Origin of the sequence: Pseudomonas sp. SJZ074 (genome assembly GCF_007828215.1) — a bacterium.
Taxonomy (GTDB): Bacteria; Pseudomonadota; Gammaproteobacteria; order Pseudomonadales; family Pseudomonadaceae; genus Aquipseudomonas.
In genome coordinates, this window is the sequence record NZ_VIUE01000007.1 from 60,024 (window position 1) to 76,879 (window position 16,856).

A 16,856-nucleotide genomic window follows, 5' to 3' on the forward strand; every position below is an offset into this window, starting at 1 on the left:
CGGCAGCTCCTCATGGGGTCAGGTAATCGGCCAGGGCATCGCGCACGCAGGGGGAGGCGAGCATCGAACTGCTGCGGAAAAAGCGGGTGATGTTGCCCACCAGTGGATGGAAGCGATTGATGGGGTAGGCCAGCGCGCCGGCCTCTTCGCGCAGGGACTGGCGCACCGATTCGTCGACGGGCAGATGGGCGATCAGCTCGAAATCGAAGGCCTGCTGCAGATCGCTCGCCAGGTACTGGACGATGAAGCCAGGCATCAGCCGGGCAATCGCCTGCTGGTCTTCTTCGGGGGCTGCGCGCCAGTACATCTGCACCAGCCGCGTCCAGAAACCCGAGTGCCGTCCCTCGTCCATCAAATGATCGGCCATCAGACCCTTGATCGACGCCTTGACCGAGTCGTCCCGGGCGAATGCGGCGACTTCGTTGGTCACGGTGTTCTCGGCGATCGCGATGCAGATAAGCTCCACGGCGCTTTGCAGATGTTCCGGCGCCTGGGCCAGCGTCGCCGGTATCGCGCGGCTGAGTTCGATCTGGGGCGGCAACGGAATCGGCTCGATGCCGGTCATGTCGATGGTCTGTTGCATGAAATCCATCGCCACCAGCGCGTGATAATCCTCGTCCACCACTACCGTCATCGCGTCGTAGCGACAGGCGAACGGGAACTCGATGCCGAAGCGATTCTTGGCGATGCGCCGGGCGGTGTGGTCCACCAGTTCGGTCTCGAAGATCACCACGTCGTTGATGAACTTGTAGAGGCTCTGCACCAGCGCGTAGTCGCGCAGTTGCGGACAATGGCTGAGAAAGGTCTGGCTGTGCACCAGGGGCTGGCGGCTCATGGGGAAGATCAGCTTGCCGTCATTTTCGACCCGGCGCCGTGGCCGGGTACGGATCGTGGCGCGGCTTTCCCAGGCGTCGGCGAAGGACTGGTATTGGATGGCGTTCATGGCGTCACCTGCGCGAGCGGTTGGGCCATGCTCTGGCGCAGGCCATCCCACAGGGCCGCTCGACTGTGAACGGCGGCGAGCGCGGCGGACAGCACCTCGGTTTCGCGCTGCGGGTCGCCATCGATCAAGCGGGCCAACAGTTTCTCCGCCGCAGGGCCGTGGTCTTCGGAGTCGACTTCGATGTGCCGTTGCAGGTAGTACCGGAACGTCGGCGCCTGATCCAGGCCGATGCCCCAGGCGTCCAGCATGCGCTGGAACATCTGCGGGATGACACTTTCGCGACCATGCACGAACGCGGCGGCTACGCTGTGGGCTGGGGCATGCAGGGCAGTGTGCAGGGTCTGGCGAACGAAGCGGGCCGCCGCGGGTTCAACCTCGACGCTATCCAAGGCGGTTTCGGGGCTGACGCCTTCCTGTTGCAAGGTAATGAATTGCTCGATCGCCCGGGTATCCGCACCGACTTCGCGCATGGCGTCCAGGTACAGTTCGAAATGGCTGCAGTACCCTGCGCCGGGGCGATCGTCGGACTCTTCGCCCAGTACGATTTCATTGATCAGGCGTGCCGCTTGCGGATCGGCCGGTGGCAGCCAGGGCAGATGGATGCAGGTCAGTTCCCGTTGCAGCCGCTTGGTCAGCGACATGAAATCCCACACGGCAAAAACGTGGCTTTCCATAAAGCGGCGTAACAGGTCGATTGATGTTATTTCGGAAAAAACAGGGTGTTGGCCAAGTTCACGTTTTTTCAAAAAAAGTTGTTCTTTTGTTGGCTGCATTTGAACGTCCTCATCAATGATGTTTGTCCGTCAGGGTGCCCCGGGCCTTTAATAAGGCGAGCGGGTGCCTGAACCGGAATCCATGAATTACCCAAGTCATGCAAGTGTCTGCTGCTATTTCAATTACAAGGCATGAATGCCTTTATTTTTAATTGGTTGTGGAGTTTCCAGGTCGTCGAAAGCAAATCGACGTAGAAAAAACTAATACACGAAACAATCCGTCGGCAAGCGATTTTTTAATTATTTAAAGTTTATGTTTTATTGGGCGCGAAGAGTTCTTGTAAAACTTGTTGAACAAGTTTTATTGGGGCGAAGTTGCTCCTTCCGATTTATAGCGATCAGAATAAATAGTTCGAGTGAATGCCTCACCCGGAGCACTTCAGGGAGCAGGGAATAAAGAAGTTTGTGTTTTATGGGCGGGACGTCGGTCGGACATTCGATTCTCCCGCCGGTGGGCGACGCTCCTTGCGTGGTGGCTTCGATTCGCCCGGCTTGTCGCCAGGCGCTGACTTCTTCAGGTCTTTTTCTGAATCGACAAACGCAAGAGTGAGCCCAAATCGACGGCAGTGCCATTGAACTGATGTGGCGGCGGGTCGCAGACACGGCCAAGCCGCGTCAGGCTGGCGGGCAGACGGCTAGGAAGGATATGTAAGAAAGTGATACGCCGGCCAGGTCGCCGGCGAACGATCAGCTGGATGGCTGTTCCAGGTATCGCCGAATAGTGACGCAGGCTTTTTCCAGATGACGCTCCAGCAGGGCCACCGCTGTATCGGTGTCCTTGGCGCTCACGGCCTCGAGCAATGCGCGATGATCATCCTGGGTCAGCTTGCCGAGCCCCATGGACGACAGGTGAAAGCGCAGGAAACGCTCCTCTTCATTGAGCTCGCGTTCGATCAGGTCCAACAACTTGCTGTTGGGTGCCTTGTGGTAAAGCGACATGTGGAACAACCGATTGAGCTTGCCGATCTCGGCATGATCGGTCTGTGTTTCCAACTGTTCGATGTAATGGGCGGCCAGCGCGAGGTCGTCGGCATCGAGCAGAGGTATCGACAGGCGCAAGGCGAACGCTTCAAGCACCGCGCGCAGCGTGTAGGTTTCGATGGCGTTGTTGGTAATCAGTGGGGCGACCACGGCGCCTTTGTGTTGAACTACATTGAGCAACGATTGCGCTTCGAGCTGGCGCAACGCCTCGCGTACTGGCATGCGACTCACGCCGAACAGGTCGGCCAGTTCCTGCTGGCGCAGAGCCGTGCCGCAGGGCAAGCGTCCGTCGAGGATGGCTTCGCGCAGGGCGCTCTCGATGATCGAGCGGGCCTGGGCAGCGGGTATGGGTCCGTTGACCTGGATAGTGCTTAACGGCTTGGGCTTCTTTGTCACGACCACGCACCCTGAATGACGAATTGGATCCATGCCAACATTAATGACAGATTACCTGGCCGTCAAAGTCTCGCGGCCGGCCTTCCTGAACTAAAGTTTAGCGTGCCTGGAGTGATTGCACCCTGCCATTGTCTTTTGCCGGGCCAGCCTTCACCATCCCACGCATCCTCAACGGTCTTTTCTGGACGCATTCCCTTGGCTGCACCTTCTCCTGCCCTCAGGCCCCTGCGCTGGTTGTGTTCGGCATTGTTGCTGGCCGGCCTCATGCTCAGTGCCCTGCAGGCCGACTGGGACTTTGCCCAGATCAGCCGACGGGCGCAGGCCCTGTACGGACCGTTGGGCGACGGGCAGCAACGGATCGATGCCTGGCAGCACCTGCTGGCGACCGAGAAGCAGACGCCGGAGTTGGAGCAGCTCAAGGTGGTGAACCTGTTCTTCAACAAACAGGTGCGCTACGTGGAAGACACTGACCTGTGGCATGAGGTCGATTACTGGGAAACTCCGATCCAGGCTCTATGGAAGGGAGCCGGAGATTGCGAGGACTACGCCATCGCCAAGTACTTCAGCCTGCGGCATCTCGGGGTATCCAGTGACAAACTGCGCATCACCTACGTCAAGGCGTTGCGACAGAACCGGGCGCACATGGTGCTCACCTATTACGCCACGCCCGAAGCCATGCCGCTGGTGCTCGACAGCCTGATCGACGCGATCCAGCCGGCCAGCCAGCGAACCGACCTGTTGCCGGTCTACTCTTTCAATGCCGAAGGGTTGTGGCTGCCGGGCACCAAGGGCAACAAGAAAGTCAGCGATACCAAGCGCCTGTCCCGGTGGCAGGATGTGTTGAAAAAAATGCAGGCCGAAGGTTTTCCGGTCGAGACGACTAACTAGGAGCATGCGCTCAGATGTCTTTGTTCAAACAACTGTTGATCGCTATCTGTCTGTTCCTGGTGGTTGCCTTCAGCGGCAGCTTCATGGTCAGCCTGGAAAGCTCGCGGGCCCAGTACGTCAACCAGCTGCGCTCCCACGCCCAGGACGCGGCCACGGCGCTAGCGTTGTCCCTGACGCCGAACATCGACGATTCGGCGATGGTGGAGCTGATGGTCAGTTCCATCTTCGACAGCGGCTACTACGCCAGCATCCGCGTGGTCGACGTGGCCACCGACAAGACCCTGGTCGAGCGCACTGGCACGCCGGACGCCGGCAGCGTGCCACGGTGGTTCGTCAAGCTCATTGGCCTGGAGCCGGCCGGTGGCGATGCGATTGTCAGCCGTGGTTGGGAACAGGCGGCACGGGTCGAAGTGGTCAGCCATCCGATGTTCGCGCTTGCCAAGCTGTGGCAGAGCGCGCTGGGCAGCCTGGGCTGGTTGCTGCTATGCGGCGCCGTGAGCGCGGTGTTGGGGGCCTTGCTACTGCGTCGCCAGCTCAAGCCACTGGATTACATGGTGCGCCAGTCCCATGCTATCGCCCGGCGCGAATTCCTGAGTTTGCCGGAGCTACCACGCACCCCTGAACTGCGCCGCGTGGTGCAGGCGATGAACCAGATGGTCGAGAAGCTCAAGGCGTTGTTCCAGGAGCAGGCCGAGCGCAGCGAAAAGCTGCGGATCGAGTCCTACCAGGACAACCTCACTGGTCTGGCCAACCGTCGTTATTTCGAAATGCAGCTCAATGCCCGGGTGAGCAACCCGGAGCAAGCCAGTTCCGGCTATCTGTTGTTGCTGCGGGTCCGGGACCTGGCCGGTTTGAACCAGCGCTTGGGTGGGCAGCGCACCGACCAATTGCTCAAGGCCGTGGGCGAGCAGCTGTTACGCGAGTGTGCCCGATACCCGGAAACCCAGAATCTGGTGACGCGTATCCGTGGCGGGGAATTCGCGGTGCTGGCGCCGGGGCTGGTGCGCGAAGAGGCGCTGCAACTGGCGCAGAATCTCGAAGCCGCACTGGCGAGCCTGCATGCCACCGGTGCGACCGACGTGGCGTCGGTGGCTGCTATCGGGCTGGCGCCTTTCATCCATGGCGACTCGCCGCAAGCGGTGCTGCAGCTTGGCGACCAGGCCCTGGCCCAGGCCGAAAGCCAGGGCGAGCCGGGCTGGGCCTGTCTGGAGCACAGTGCTTCGGCCAGTGTCGGCGACGATCATCATGCCTGGCATACGCTGCTCGACCGGGCGTTGGACAATCAGCGGTTCGAGCTCTATTTCCAGCCGGTGGTGGCCGCCCAGGACACTCAGATGGTGCTGCACTACAAAGTCCTTTCGCGGTTGCTCGACGATCAGGGCCAGAGCATTCCCGCCGGGCGTTTCCTGCCTTGGCTGGAGCGCTTCGGCTGGACGGCGCGGCTGGACCGCCTGATGCTCGAACAGGTGCTCAAGCAAATGGTTGGGCACGAAGAGGCTCTGGCGCTGAACCTGTCTTCGGCCACCCTGGCCGACCCGCAGGCGCTGAACAAAGTTTTTGAGATTCTGCGGGCCCATTCCAATCTCGGGTCGCGCCTGACCCTGGAAATCGGTGAGGAACAATTGCCTGAGCAAGCGGTGCTGGAGCAACTGACCCGGCGTCTGCGTGAGCTTGGTTTTTCCTTGAGCCTGCAGCGTTTTGGTGGGCGTTTCAGCATGATCGGCAACTTGTCGCGGTTGGGGTTGGCCTATTTGAAAATCGATGGCAGTTATATTCGAGCGATCGATCAGGAGAGTGATAAGCGTCTGTTTATCGAGGCTATCCAGCGTGCTGCCCACAGTATCGACCTGCCGTTGATTGCCGAACGGGTGGAGACCGAGGGGGAGTTGGCGGTGATTCGGGAGATGGGGTTGTTTGGGGTGCAGGGGCAGTTGGTGGGGGGGCCGCGGCGTTGGGGGTGAGGTTTGGGGTTTTAGGTTTGAGTACATATCCGTTGCTGCGGTAGCGGCCACTGGCGGTTCCGCTCTTACAGCGGGTTACTTTGGCAAACGCCCCAAAGTAACCAAAGGTCTTTGCCCCACCACTCGGCACCTCGCCAAGGCGAGGTGTTCCTTAACGAAGGCATTGCTACGTGGGCCCGCCGCGAAGGGCCATCCATGGCCCAGCGCGGCTAACCCTGCATCCATGCCGGGTTGCCCACTGCGCAATGCCTGCGTTCGGCCGTCGTGGTTAACGGGGCTTTCAGATCAAAAGCAAAAGCAAAAGCAAAAGCAAAAGCGAGGCGGCCTTAAGGCCGGCCTATTTCTTGCGGCTGACCTTGTTTCCCCCTGTGGGAGCGGGCTTGCTCGCGAAGGCGGCCTTACAGCCAACCTGCTCTCCGGACGTACCCCGATCCACTGTGGGAGCGAGCCTGCTCGCGATGGCGCCAGCCCAGACAACCCAACCTTGGGATATGCAGAGGGCAGCCAGGTCCTAGGAGATTTCCTTCAAGTTGTAGCGAAGTCGGTGAACTTGTCCAGCGCCGGACGGGTGGCTAGTCTGGGTTTGTCACTGAAAAAACGGTGACACGGACGTGCAAGTCCGGTTAAAAGGAGCCAAATAATGCCACCAGCCATTAACGAACATTCGTGCCTGTGTTTTATGGCGGCTGTGTGTGGGGAGACCTTCGGGTCTGCCGAGGTTTTTTGGTGTTTCCTACTCGGTCTTGCACACCCTCACATAGCTGCCACCCTTTGTATCGCGTGCAAGCGAGCCAGGGCGGCTCTTATTGAATAGGAAGCCAAAAATGTTCAAGGTCACTCCAAACCCGCCAGGCAACTTCTCTGACACATCCTCGAAAACCAAAAAACTCGACGAAGCCGCCGAGCGCGCCCTCGACTATTACCTCAAGCCCAAACCCGTCGACGAGTCCCCATCCGGTCAGCTCTTCGTCGTCGCCCCGGACATCGATACCGAAACCCTGCTGGCCAACGCTTCCGAAGACTTGCTGTCCATCAGCGCCATTGCCTCCGATCTGGCGGATGATGTCGACGGTTCACGTCGCAGTGTGATCCTGGCGATCAGTCGGATGGCCGATGGGGTGCATCTGTTGGTGGAGCGAGCGATGGACCGGCTGGAAGCCCGGGCGTCGGGCTGAGGGGGGCGGGGGCTTGGAGATCGCTATCGTCGGATCGCCGCCCGGAGCAGGCTCGCTTCCACAAGGGATGGGTGTTACCTGAAATATTGCGGTCAACTCCGATCAATGGTGGGAGCGAGCCTGCTCGCGATGACGTCAGTCCAGGCGCCTAGATCAACCCCTTTTCATCATCATCGATCAACCGGCTCAGCCCGCCCAGGGCTTCCCGGGCCTGGTTGCGGTCCATCAGCTTGGCCTGGGCGGCCGGGGGCAGGTCGGTGACGCGGATGATGCCTTTGCTGGTCAGCACCTGGATCAGGTCGTCGAGTACCCGGATCATCTCCAGGTCGCTCTGCTTGAGTTGTTTCAGGCTGTTTTCCACGGCCTGGTTGGCGAACCAGTCCTGGATCTCGTGGCTGTCGGCCGGCAGGGTTTCGGTGGCTTCGGCATAGGCGATGGCTTCTACGCGCACCAGCAGGCCTTGTGCATCGCGTTGCACATAAAACATCGGGCATCCCTCATGGATTAAGCGGCGTCATGCCGAGCAGCATAGGCCAACTGTGCGCGAGTATGAACACTTATTGTGGCGAGGGAGCTTGCTCCCGCTGGGGCGCGAAGCGGCCCTTTCTTGGGGTCGCTTCGCAGTCCAGCGGGAGCAAGCTCCCTCGCCACGGGGCGTGTCAGGTTCAGCTGTTGTTGTGATCGACCTTGATGGTCGGGTCACTGCCAGCGATCAACGTGTTCAGGTTGACGTTCGACCAGTTGTTGCCTTCCAACTTGATTGTCACGTCCGGCGCGGCCGATGCACCGTTGGCGCCGTTGAACTGGCCGGTGGTGCTGACCTGCAACGACGACACGCCATCGACCGTGCTGATCTGCAGGAAGTGGTCGATGGTGCTGCCGGACTCGCCTTGCAACAGATCCCGCAGGTCGATTCGGTCGCCATCGGCAGCCTTGAAGTCCTTGATCACGTCGTTGCCGGTGTCCCCGGCCTTCCAGACAAAGGTATCGCCGCCCAGGCCACCGATCAGCGTGTCATGACCCTGACCGCCGATCAGCGTGTCGTTGCCAGTACCGCCGAGCAGGATGTCATTGCCCTTGCCGCCGTCGAGCGAGTCGTTACCGCCCTGGCCGAAGAGAATGTCGTTGCCGCCGCCACCCAGCAGCGTGTCGTTGCCATCATGGGCACCGGATACGTCGAACGCGGTATAGTGCTCGGTGATGTACTGGTGCACGTTGCTGGTGGTGACTTTGCTGACGTCCACGCCGCTCTGCTGGGCCACGAACGCCTGGATGGCCTGGTAACCCTCGCCGGTGACGCCGTTGAAACTCACCAGGTCGCCGAAGAGGATGTCGTTGCCTTCGCCACCGTTGACCGTGTCGGCGCCCGGCAGGGTCGCTTCGGTGTGGCCGATGATCGAGTTGGCCAGGTTGCTTGGGTCGATGTTGGTCTGCGGTACTCCATCCGAGTCGTACGGCTTGAGGTCGTTCAGGGTCACACCGTTGTTCAGGCCAATGGCTTCGACATTGCTCAGACCCTTGAGCAGGGTGAAGCTGGCGCTCGAACCCGTCGCTGCCCAGGAATCGGCGTAGCCGCTACCGTCCACGTAGGAGAACTCGAAGGTGCCGTTGCCCTCGGCGTGCACGGTACCGACATAGTTGTCGTTCCAGTTTTTGCCGTTTTTGGTCGACAGGTACATGTCACCGTTTTCGTAGATGGTGTATTTGTGCGTGCTGTCGATCGACTGGGTGTAGTACTTGCCGAGGGTGTAGTTGGCCGCGCTCAAGACGTCATCGAGCTTGACGGTGCCGTACAGGGTCGGGTTCGTCTGTTCGCCGGACTGGTAGAGCGTCGGTTGGCCGTCGGTAATGAAGTACGTCAGGTTTTTCGCGCCAGTATTGCTCAGGGCCTGGGTGCTGTTGAAGAAGTTCGCCGTGGTCTTGAACACGTCTTCGTAGTTGGTACCGCCGCCGGAGACCATCGAATCGATGACGTTCTTGAGCAACGTCAGCGCGTTCGGATCATTGAGGTTCACCGCAACGTTTTTGTTCACCTGGTTGTCGAAGTCCGCCAGGAAGATGTTCACGGTCCCGGAGTTGCTGCCCAGGCTCTGCTTGAGGGTATTGAATACCTGGGTCAACGAGTTCTTGGCTGCGGCAATGGACGACGAACTCATGCTGCCGGAGCTGTCGACCATGAACGCGATGTTGTAGTTGACGCCCGGCACGACGGTCAGCCCGCCGATGTCGGCAACCATGACGTCGTTGCCATCGGTACCGGTGACGTTGTCACTGCCCGAGGTGGCGGTCGCCGCGTTGTAGACCGCCGGGTACACGGTGACCGGGATATGCGCGGTAGTCACGGCGGACCCGCCGAGGGTTTCGGTGGATGTGGAGGTTACGGTCAGGTCCAGGTGGCCGTTGTAGTAGGCCGGTGGTGTCAGGGTCAGGCTGCCCAGGTTCCAGCCGCTGACCGTGGCTTCGCCGTTGCTGCCCACGGTCGCGGTGTGGCCCGCGCCGTCGGTCAGCACGCTGCCCTCCGGCATGCCACCGATCTTCACGCTCAGCTTCTCGGAGCCGTCGGTGTCGGTCAGCGCGGTGGTGATCTTCGACAGATGCACGCTGGTGCCTTCGGCGCCTTCGTTGAGTTTGTAGCCGTCGTAGTAGCCTTCACCATTGGTACCGTGCAGGTCGGAGACGGTCACGCCGGCTTTCGTCAGGTCGGTCACGCTGGTGTACAGCGGTACGCCAGCGCCGCTCAAGTCGACGGGCGTGCCGCCGTTGACCGACAGGTTCACGTCATAGCTGCCCGGGCCGGTCTGGTTGTGGTGATAGATATCGAGGGTGTAGTAACCGCTGGTGGTCGGCGTGAACGAGCCGTTCAACTTGCCGCCCGCGCCCCAGGTGATGGCCGCCACGTCCTTGCCGCCGACGGTAACCAGCAAGCTGTCGTCGCCGGTGCCGCTGAAAGTGTAGGTCTTGCCCGCTTCGAGGTAGATCAGGCCCGATGTCTTTGAGGCCGTGCCGGCGTTCACGTTGCTATCGGACTGCACATTGGTCACGGTGCTGGTGCTGTTCGGTGTGCCGGCGGCATCGATCACCGACTTGAGCGTGCCGGACGGCGCGCCGCTGCCATCGGTGCCCAGGCCCGACAGGCCGGTCCAGACTTCCTTGATCAGGCCGGTGGAGGTCACATTGTTGCCGGCCACGCTCAGGCTCGGTGCATCCGCTACCGGGGTGATGTCGATCTTCACGGTCCCGGTGTTGCCCAGTGCCTGGCCATCGGTGGGCTGGAACTGGATCTGTGCGTAATCGGACTTCTGATCGCCCACGCCGGTCGGGTTACCGTTGGCGCCGGATTCGTTAGCGTCCGGTGTGAAGCGCAGCTTGCCGCCGTCGATGTCAGCCTTGGTGAAGGTCTGGTTGTTGGTCACGTCTTTCCAGGTCGTGCCGTCCAGGTACTGCAACTTGCCGTCGCCTGGCAGACCGGTGATTTTCACGCCCTGGCTGGCGGCGGCACTATCCACGTCGCTGACGCCAAAGGTCGACCAGCCGAGGACCAGCGAAGTGTCTTCGGTGCCCGTCACTGTGCCACCCGTGGCAACCGGTGCATCGTTGACCCCGACCACGTTCACGGTGGTGGTGGCGGTGTTGGAGTAGTTGCTGCCATCGGTCACCGTCACGGTGATGATGCGCGGCACACTGCTCGGGTCTTCGCTGTTGTTGATGAAGGTGATGTTCTTGATCTGCTGCATGTAGTCGGCCAGCGTCGCATTTCCCGACAGCGTCAGCGTGACGGTGCCGTTGGTGCTGTTGGCGTTGATGCTGATACCGTTGACGCTGTTGCCCAGGTTCAGCGCATCGCCCGGCTGGCGGTTGGTCAGCACGACGGTGGCGCCGGTCAGCAGGGTGCTGTCCGGGTCGGTGATCTTCAGGTCGGTATCGCCAATCGACACGCCTGGCCCCGTGGTGCCTTCGGTGAACGTGACCTGATAATCGGCTCCGGTCTTGCCGCTGGAATTGTTGGCGTCCAGGTCGAGTACCGGTGGCGCATCGTTGTCGATGATCGAAGTGCTGACGCTGCCATTGGTGTTGCTGATCGCCAGGTGCTCGAAGTTGCCACCGGTCGCCGAATCGATCTTGACCACGAAGTTTTCCGTGCCTTCGGTGATCTTGTCGTCCAGCGTCGCCACGTTGAAGGTCGCGCTGGTGGCGTTGGCCGGGATCTTGACGGTGTAGACGCCAGTGAAGTCCGTGCCGTCGGCCGCGGTGCCGCTGTAGACGAGCTTGAGGGTCACCTCGGTCTGCGCCGGGTTGGTCAGGCTGACGGTGTAGGTCGCGGCCTGGCCTTCGGTGACCGACGAGCTGCCACTGATGCTGACGGTGGTGTTGTCGACCGTGTCGGAGACGGCGGTCACCGCTGGCGCGGTGCTCGGCACCAGGTGCTCGAAGTTGCCGCCGGTGGCGGACTGGATCGTCGCCTGGACATTGCCGGCATCCTGATAGACATCGTCCTTCGGCGCGTCGACGGTGACAGTACCGGTGGTCTTGCCGGCATCGATATTAATGACCGCGCCGTTGCTCAAGGTCACGGTAACCGGTGTGCCGGCGGCATGGGTCAGGGTCGCGGTGTAGGTGATCTGACCACCCTCGGCAACCGTGCCGGTGGCGCTCAGGCTCAGGCCGGTGTCGTCCTGGACATCGGTGACCGCGGTATTGGCCGGCTTGCCGTCGATGTCGAGTTTTTCGTAGTTGCCGCCCTTGGCGTCGTCGATCTTGACGCTGAGGCTATTGCCGCCAGCGAGGGCATCATTCGGTGCGATGAAGTTCACCGAACCGGAGCTCGCGCCGACCGGGATGGTGATGGTCTGGCCGTTCGACAGGGTGACAACCAGCGGCGCATCGGTCACTGGTGCGTTGACCGAAGCGGTATAGACGACAGTGCCGCCTTCCGCGATGGTCGACGTGGCGCTGAGCGAAACGGTGCTGGTATCGATGGTGTCGGTGATTGTGGTGACCGCTGGCGTGGTGCTTGGTACCAGATTCTCGAAGTTGCCGCCGGTGGCGCCGGTGATGGTGGTGCTGACGGTGCTGCCGTTGTTATAGACGTCATTCGCAGGTGTATTCACCGCGACGGTGCCGGTGGTTTCGCCAGCCGCGATGGTGATGACCGAGCCATTGCTCAGGGTCACGGTCACTGGCGTCTGCGCGGCGTTGGTCAGCGTTGCGGTGTAAACAATCGAACCTCCTTCGGTGATGCTCTCGCTGGCACTCAGAGTCAGGCCAGTGTTATCCACCGAATCGGTGATCGTGGTGACCGCAGGCGTAGTGTCCGGGACCAGGTTCTCGAAGTTTCCACCGGTGGCGCCGGTGATGGTGGTGCTGACGGTGCTGCCGTTGTTGTAAACGTCATTCGCAGGTGTGTTCACCGCGACGGTGCCGGTGGTTTCGCCAGCAGCGATATTAATGACCGAGCCGTTGCTCAGTGTGACGGTGACTGGTGTTTGAGCGGCGTTGGTCAGCGTCGCGGTGTAGGTGATCTGGCCGCCTTCGGTGATGGTTTCGCTGGCGCTCAGGGTCAGGCCGGTGTTATCCACTGAATCGGTGATCGTGGTGACCGCAGGCGTAGTGTCCGGGACCAGATTCTCGAAATTGCCACCGGTAGCACTGGTGATGGTGGTGCTGACAGTGCTGCCGTTGTTGTAGACATCATTCGCGGGTGTATTCACCGCGACGGTGCCGGTGGTTTCGCCAGCCGCAATCGTGATGACGGAGCCATTGCTCAACGTGACGGTGACCGGAGTCTGCGCGGCGTTGGTCAGGGTTGCGGTGTAAACAATCGAACCACCTTCGGTGATGGTTTCGCTGGCACTCAGCGTCAGGCCAGTGTTATCCACCGAATCGGTGATCGTGGTGACCGCAGGCGTAGTGTCCGGGACCAGGTTCTCGAAGTTTCCACCGATGGCGCCGGTGATGGTGGTGCTGACGGTGCTGCCGTTGTTGTAAACGTCATTCGCAGGTGTGTTCACCGCGACGGTGCCGGTGGTTTCGCCAGCAGCGATATTAATGACCGAGCCGTTGCTCAGTGTGACGGTGACTGGTGTTTGAGCGGCGTTGGTCAGCGTGGCGGTGTAGGTGATCTGGCCGCCTTCGGTGATGGTTTCGCTGGCGCTCAGGGTCAGGCCGGTGGTGTCCACCGAATCAGTGATAGTGGTAACCGCAGGCGTAGTGTCCGGCACCAGGTTCTCGAAGTTGCCGCCAGTTGCGCCAGTGATAGTGGTGCTGACGGTGCTGCCATTGTTGTAGACGTCGTTGGGCGATGTTTCCAGAGCAATGGTGCCGGTGGTTTCGCCGGCGGCGATGGTGATGACCGAGCCGTTGCTCAACGTCACGGTGACCGGGGTTTGGGCTGGGTTGCTCAGGGTGGCGGTGTAAACAATCGAACCGCCTTCAGTGATGTTCTCGCTGGCGCTCAAGGTCAGGCCAGTGGTGTCCACCGAGTCGGTGATCGTGGTAACCGCAGGCGTAGTGCTTGGCACCAGGTTTTCGAAGTTGCCGCCAGTTGCGCCAGTGATAGTGGTGCTGACGGTGCTGCCATTGTTGTAGACGTCATTCGCAGGTGTATTAACCGCAACGGTGCCGGTGGTTTCGCCCGCAGCGATGTTGATCACTGAGCCGTTGCTCAGCGTCACGGTCACTGGCGTTTGAGCGGCGTTGGTCAGCGTTGCGGTGTAAACAATCGATCCACCTTCGGTGATGCTCTCGCTGGCACTCAGAGTCAGGCCTGTGTTATCCACCGAATCGGTGATCGTGGTGACGGCTGGCGTGGTGTCTGGCACCAGGTTTTCGAAGTTGCCGCCAGTTGCGCCAGTGATAGTGGTGCTGACGGTGCTGCCATTGTTGTAGACGTCATTCGCAGGTGTATTAACCGCAACGGTGCCGGTGGTTTCGCCCGCAGCGATGTTGATCACTGAGCCGTTGCTCAGCGTCACGGTCACTGGCGTTTGAGCGGCGTTGGTCAGCGTTGCGGTGTAAACAATCGATCCACCTTCGGTGATGCTCTCGCTGGCACTCAGAGTCAGGCCTGTGTTATCCACCGAATCGGTGATCGTGGTGACGGCTGGCGTGGTGTCTGGCACCAGGTTTTCGAAGTTGCCGCCAGTTGCGCCAGTGATAGTGGTGCTGACGGTGCTGCCGTTGTTATAGACGTCATTCGCAGGTGTATTAACCGCAACGGTGCCGGTGGTTTCGCCCGCAGCAATGTTAATGACCGAACCGTTGCTCAAGGTGACGGTCACTGGCGTCTGCGCGGCGTTGGTGAGCGTCGCGGTATAGGTGATCTGGCCGCCTTCGGTGATGCTCTCGCTGGCACTCAGCGTCAGGCCAGTGTTATCCACTGAATCGGTGATCGTGGTGACCGCAGGCGTAGTGTCCGGGACCAGATTTTCGAAGTTACCGCCGGTCGCACCGGTGATAGTGGTGCTGATTGTACTGCCGTTGTTGTAGACGTCGTTGGCAGGCGTATTCACCGCGACGGTGCCAGTGGTTTCGCCGGCTGCGATGGTGATCACCGAGCCATTGCTCAGCGTGACGGTCACTGGCGTCTGCGCGGCGTTGGTCAGGGTCGCGGTGTAGGTGATCTGGCCGCCTTCGGTGATGCTCTCGCTGGCACTCAGCGTCAGGCCAGTGTTATCCACTGAATCGGTGATCGTGGTGACCGCAGGCGTAGTGTCCGGGACCAGATTCTCGAAATTGCCACCGGTAGCACTGGTGATGGTGGTGCTGACAGTGCTGCCGTTGTTGTAGACATCATTCGCGGGTGTATTCACCGCGACGGTGCCGGTGGTTTCGCCAGCCGCAATCGTGATGACGGAGCCATTGCTCAACGTGACGGTTACCGGAGTCTGCGCCGCGTTGGTCAGCGTCGCGGTATAGGTGATCTGGCCGCCTTCGGTGATGGTTTCGCTGGCACTTAGAGTCAGACCAGTGTCGTCCACCGAATCAGTGATCGTGGTGACCGCAGGCGTAGTGTCCGGAACCAGGTTCTCGAAGTTGCCGCCAGTTGCGCCGGTGATGGTGGTGCTGACGGTACTGCCATTGTTGTAGACGTCGTTGGCTAGTGTCTCGACATTCACGCTGCCGGTGGTTTCGCCCGCAGCGATGGTGATGACCGAGCCGTTGCTCAAGGTCACGGTCACTGGCGTCTGCGCGGCGTTGGTCAGGGTCGCGGTGTAAACAATCGAACCGCCTTCAGTGATGTTCTCGCTGGCGCTCAAGGTCAGGCCAGTGTTGTCCACCGAGTCGGTAATGGTAGTGACGGCAGGCGTGGTACTCGGCACCAGGTTCTCGAAGTTGCCGCCGGTGGCGCCGGTGATGGTGGTGCTGACGGTGCCGCCATTGTTGTAGACGTCGTTGGCTGGCGTCTCGACATTGACGGTACCCGTAGTCTGACCGGCAGCGATGGTGATAACCGAACCATTGCTCAAGGTTACAGTGACTGGGGTCTGGGCCGGATTGGTCAGCGTGGCGGTATAGGTAATCTGGCCGCCTTCGGTGATGGTTTCGCTGGCGCTCAGGGTCAGGCCAGTGTCGTCCACCGAATCAGTGATCGTGGTGACCGCAGGCGCGGTGCTCGGCACCAGGTTCTCGAAGTTGCCGCCAGTCGCACCAGTGATGGTGGTGCTGACTGTGCTGCCATTGTTGTAGACGTCGTTGGCAGGTGTCTCGACGTTGACGGTACCGGTGGTCTGGCCCGCAGCGATGGTGATGACCGAGCCATTGCTCAAGGTCACGGTCACTGGCGTTTGCGCCGGGTTGGTCAAGGTTGCGGTGTAGGTGATCTGCCCGCCTTCGGTCACGGTCTCGCCGGCGGTCAGGGTGACGTTGGTGGTGTCGATGGTGTCGGTGATCTGGGTCACGGCTGGCGTGGTGGGCACGGTCACGGCAATGCCGCTGCCACCGGTGGTGCCGGTCACGGTCACGCTGATCTGGCTTGGGTCGTTGTAGACGGTGTCGTTCGGTGCCAGTGGGACGTTGACGCTGCCGGTGGTCTGGCCGGCGGAAATCACGATCACCGAGCCATTGGACAGCGTCACCGTCAGGTCGGTCAGGGGGGCCTGGGTCACGGTCGCGGTATAGACCAGCACGCCGCCGGCTTCGGTCAGTGTCGGGGTGGCGCTCAGCGTCAGCGTCGAATTGATCAGAGTGTTGGCAGCGGTGTTGGCGTTGGCATTGGTGGCCAGGCCGGTGATGTTGTTATCAGCGGCGGCAGCCACGCTCAGGCCTTCAGTCGGGAAACCGACAGTCGGGTCGACGCTGCCAGCCGTAGCATCCAGCACGACAACGCTGTGGCCGCCCCCGGCGGAACCACCGGCACTCGCTTCGCCAGCTCCGGCGGCGGTGGCTTCCAGGGCGGTGGTCGGGTCGGCACCGGCGGCGATGGCTTGCTGCAGCTCTTCTACCGATGGCGCGGCCTGGGCAGTGGCCTGCGCAAGGTCGGTGGAAGAGTCCGGGGCGTTGGCGCTCCACTGGGTGTCTCGGCCCAGGTCGAGGGTGCGGCCGTCGGCCAGTTCCAAGGTGACGGCACCGGCAGGGCCGGTGTCCAACTGATCGCCTGTGAACAGACGATCGCCTTCAATGAGTACGCGCCGGATACCCTCCGGGGATACGGCGAAAACCTGACCGACAATGCTTTTGACGACGGCAATAACGCTGCTCATTGAAGACTCTCCGGGTGCCACGTTCAGTAAACTTCCATGAG

At 61.0% G+C, this 16,856-nt stretch carries 8 protein-coding genes; 3 read left to right on the forward strand and 5 right to left on the reverse strand.

All coding sequences use genetic code 11. The features are described from left to right. Positions 1 to 10: 10 nt before the first annotated feature. From FBX99_RS10740 to FBX99_RS10750, 3 genes are all read right to left on the reverse strand, one after another. On the reverse strand, positions 11 to 943 hold the full coding sequence (locus tag FBX99_RS10740; protein ID WP_144929772.1) for a diiron oxygenase: 933 nt from the start codon (positions 941 to 943) through the stop codon (positions 11 to 13). Beyond that, the gene (locus FBX99_RS10745) at positions 940 to 1,716 is read right to left on the reverse strand and encodes a DUF3050 domain-containing protein (RefSeq protein ID WP_144929771.1); all 777 of its coding nucleotides are present in this window, start codon (positions 1,714 to 1,716) and stop codon (positions 940 to 942) included. Before FBX99_RS10745 ends, FBX99_RS10740 begins: the two co-directional genes overlap by 4 nt. 687 nt (positions 1,717 to 2,403) lie before the next feature. Continuing rightward, positions 2,404 to 3,093, reverse strand: coding sequence for a GntR family transcriptional regulator (locus FBX99_RS10750; protein ID WP_145131543.1), 690 nt, complete (start codon positions 3,091 to 3,093; stop codon positions 2,404 to 2,406). Positions 3,094 to 3,357: 264 nt separating this feature from the next. Between FBX99_RS10750 and lapG the strand changes: the two genes are divergently transcribed. The 3 genes from lapG (at position 3,358) to FBX99_RS10765 (ending at position 7,117) form a co-directional block, all read left to right on the forward strand. Continuing rightward, positions 3,358 to 3,981: a cysteine protease LapG gene (lapG, locus tag FBX99_RS10755; protein ID WP_256662544.1), complete on the forward strand. Its 624-nt coding sequence runs from the start codon at positions 3,358 to 3,360 to the stop codon at positions 3,979 to 3,981. A gap of 14 nt (positions 3,982 to 3,995) precedes the next feature. Next, the gene (gene lapD, locus FBX99_RS10760) at positions 3,996 to 5,942 is read left to right on the forward strand and encodes a cyclic di-GMP receptor LapD (RefSeq protein WP_145131545.1); all 1,947 of its coding nucleotides are present in this window, start codon (positions 3,996 to 3,998) and stop codon (positions 5,940 to 5,942) included. An 824-nt stretch (positions 5,943 to 6,766) separates the two neighbouring features. Next, positions 6,767 to 7,117, forward strand: coding sequence for a DUF6124 family protein (locus tag FBX99_RS10765; RefSeq protein ID WP_144929767.1), 351 nt, complete (start codon positions 6,767 to 6,769; stop codon positions 7,115 to 7,117). Positions 7,118 to 7,265: 148 nt separating this feature from the next. Here FBX99_RS10765 and FBX99_RS10770 read toward each other — a convergent pair whose 3' ends face one another. Next, positions 7,266 to 7,604: a tryptophan synthase subunit beta gene (locus FBX99_RS10770; RefSeq protein ID WP_144929766.1), complete on the reverse strand. Its 339-nt coding sequence runs from the start codon at positions 7,602 to 7,604 to the stop codon at positions 7,266 to 7,268. A gap of 178 nt (positions 7,605 to 7,782) precedes the next feature. Next, on the reverse strand, positions 7,783 to 16,815 hold the full coding sequence (locus tag FBX99_RS10780) for a retention module-containing protein (protein ID WP_145131546.1): 9,033 nt from the start codon (positions 16,813 to 16,815) through the stop codon (positions 7,783 to 7,785). Positions 16,816 to 16,856: the final 41 nt, after the last annotated feature.

Bases quoted from the DNA above. Each gene is read 5' to 3' on its own strand.
- FBX99_RS10740 (WP_144929772.1), bottom strand. From the start codon at position 943: ATGAACGCCATCCAATACCAGTCCTTCGCCGACGCCTGGGAAAGCCGC.
- FBX99_RS10745 (WP_144929771.1), bottom strand. From the start codon at position 1,716: ATGCAGCCAACAAAAGAACAACTTTTTTTGAAAAAACGTGAACTTGGC.
- lapG (WP_256662544.1), top strand. From the start codon at position 3,358: ATGCTCAGTGCCCTGCAGGCCGACTGGGACTTTGCCCAGATCAGCCGA.
- lapD (WP_145131545.1), top strand. From the start codon at position 3,996: ATGTCTTTGTTCAAACAACTGTTGATCGCTATCTGTCTGTTCCTGGTG.
- FBX99_RS10765 (WP_144929767.1), top strand. From the start codon at position 6,767: ATGTTCAAGGTCACTCCAAACCCGCCAGGCAACTTCTCTGACACATCC.
- FBX99_RS10770 (WP_144929766.1), bottom strand. From the start codon at position 7,604: ATGTTTTATGTGCAACGCGATGCACAAGGCCTGCTGGTGCGCGTAGAA.
- FBX99_RS10780 (WP_145131546.1), bottom strand. From the start codon at position 16,815: ATGAGCAGCGTTATTGCCGTCGTCAAAAGCATTGTCGGTCAGGTTTTC.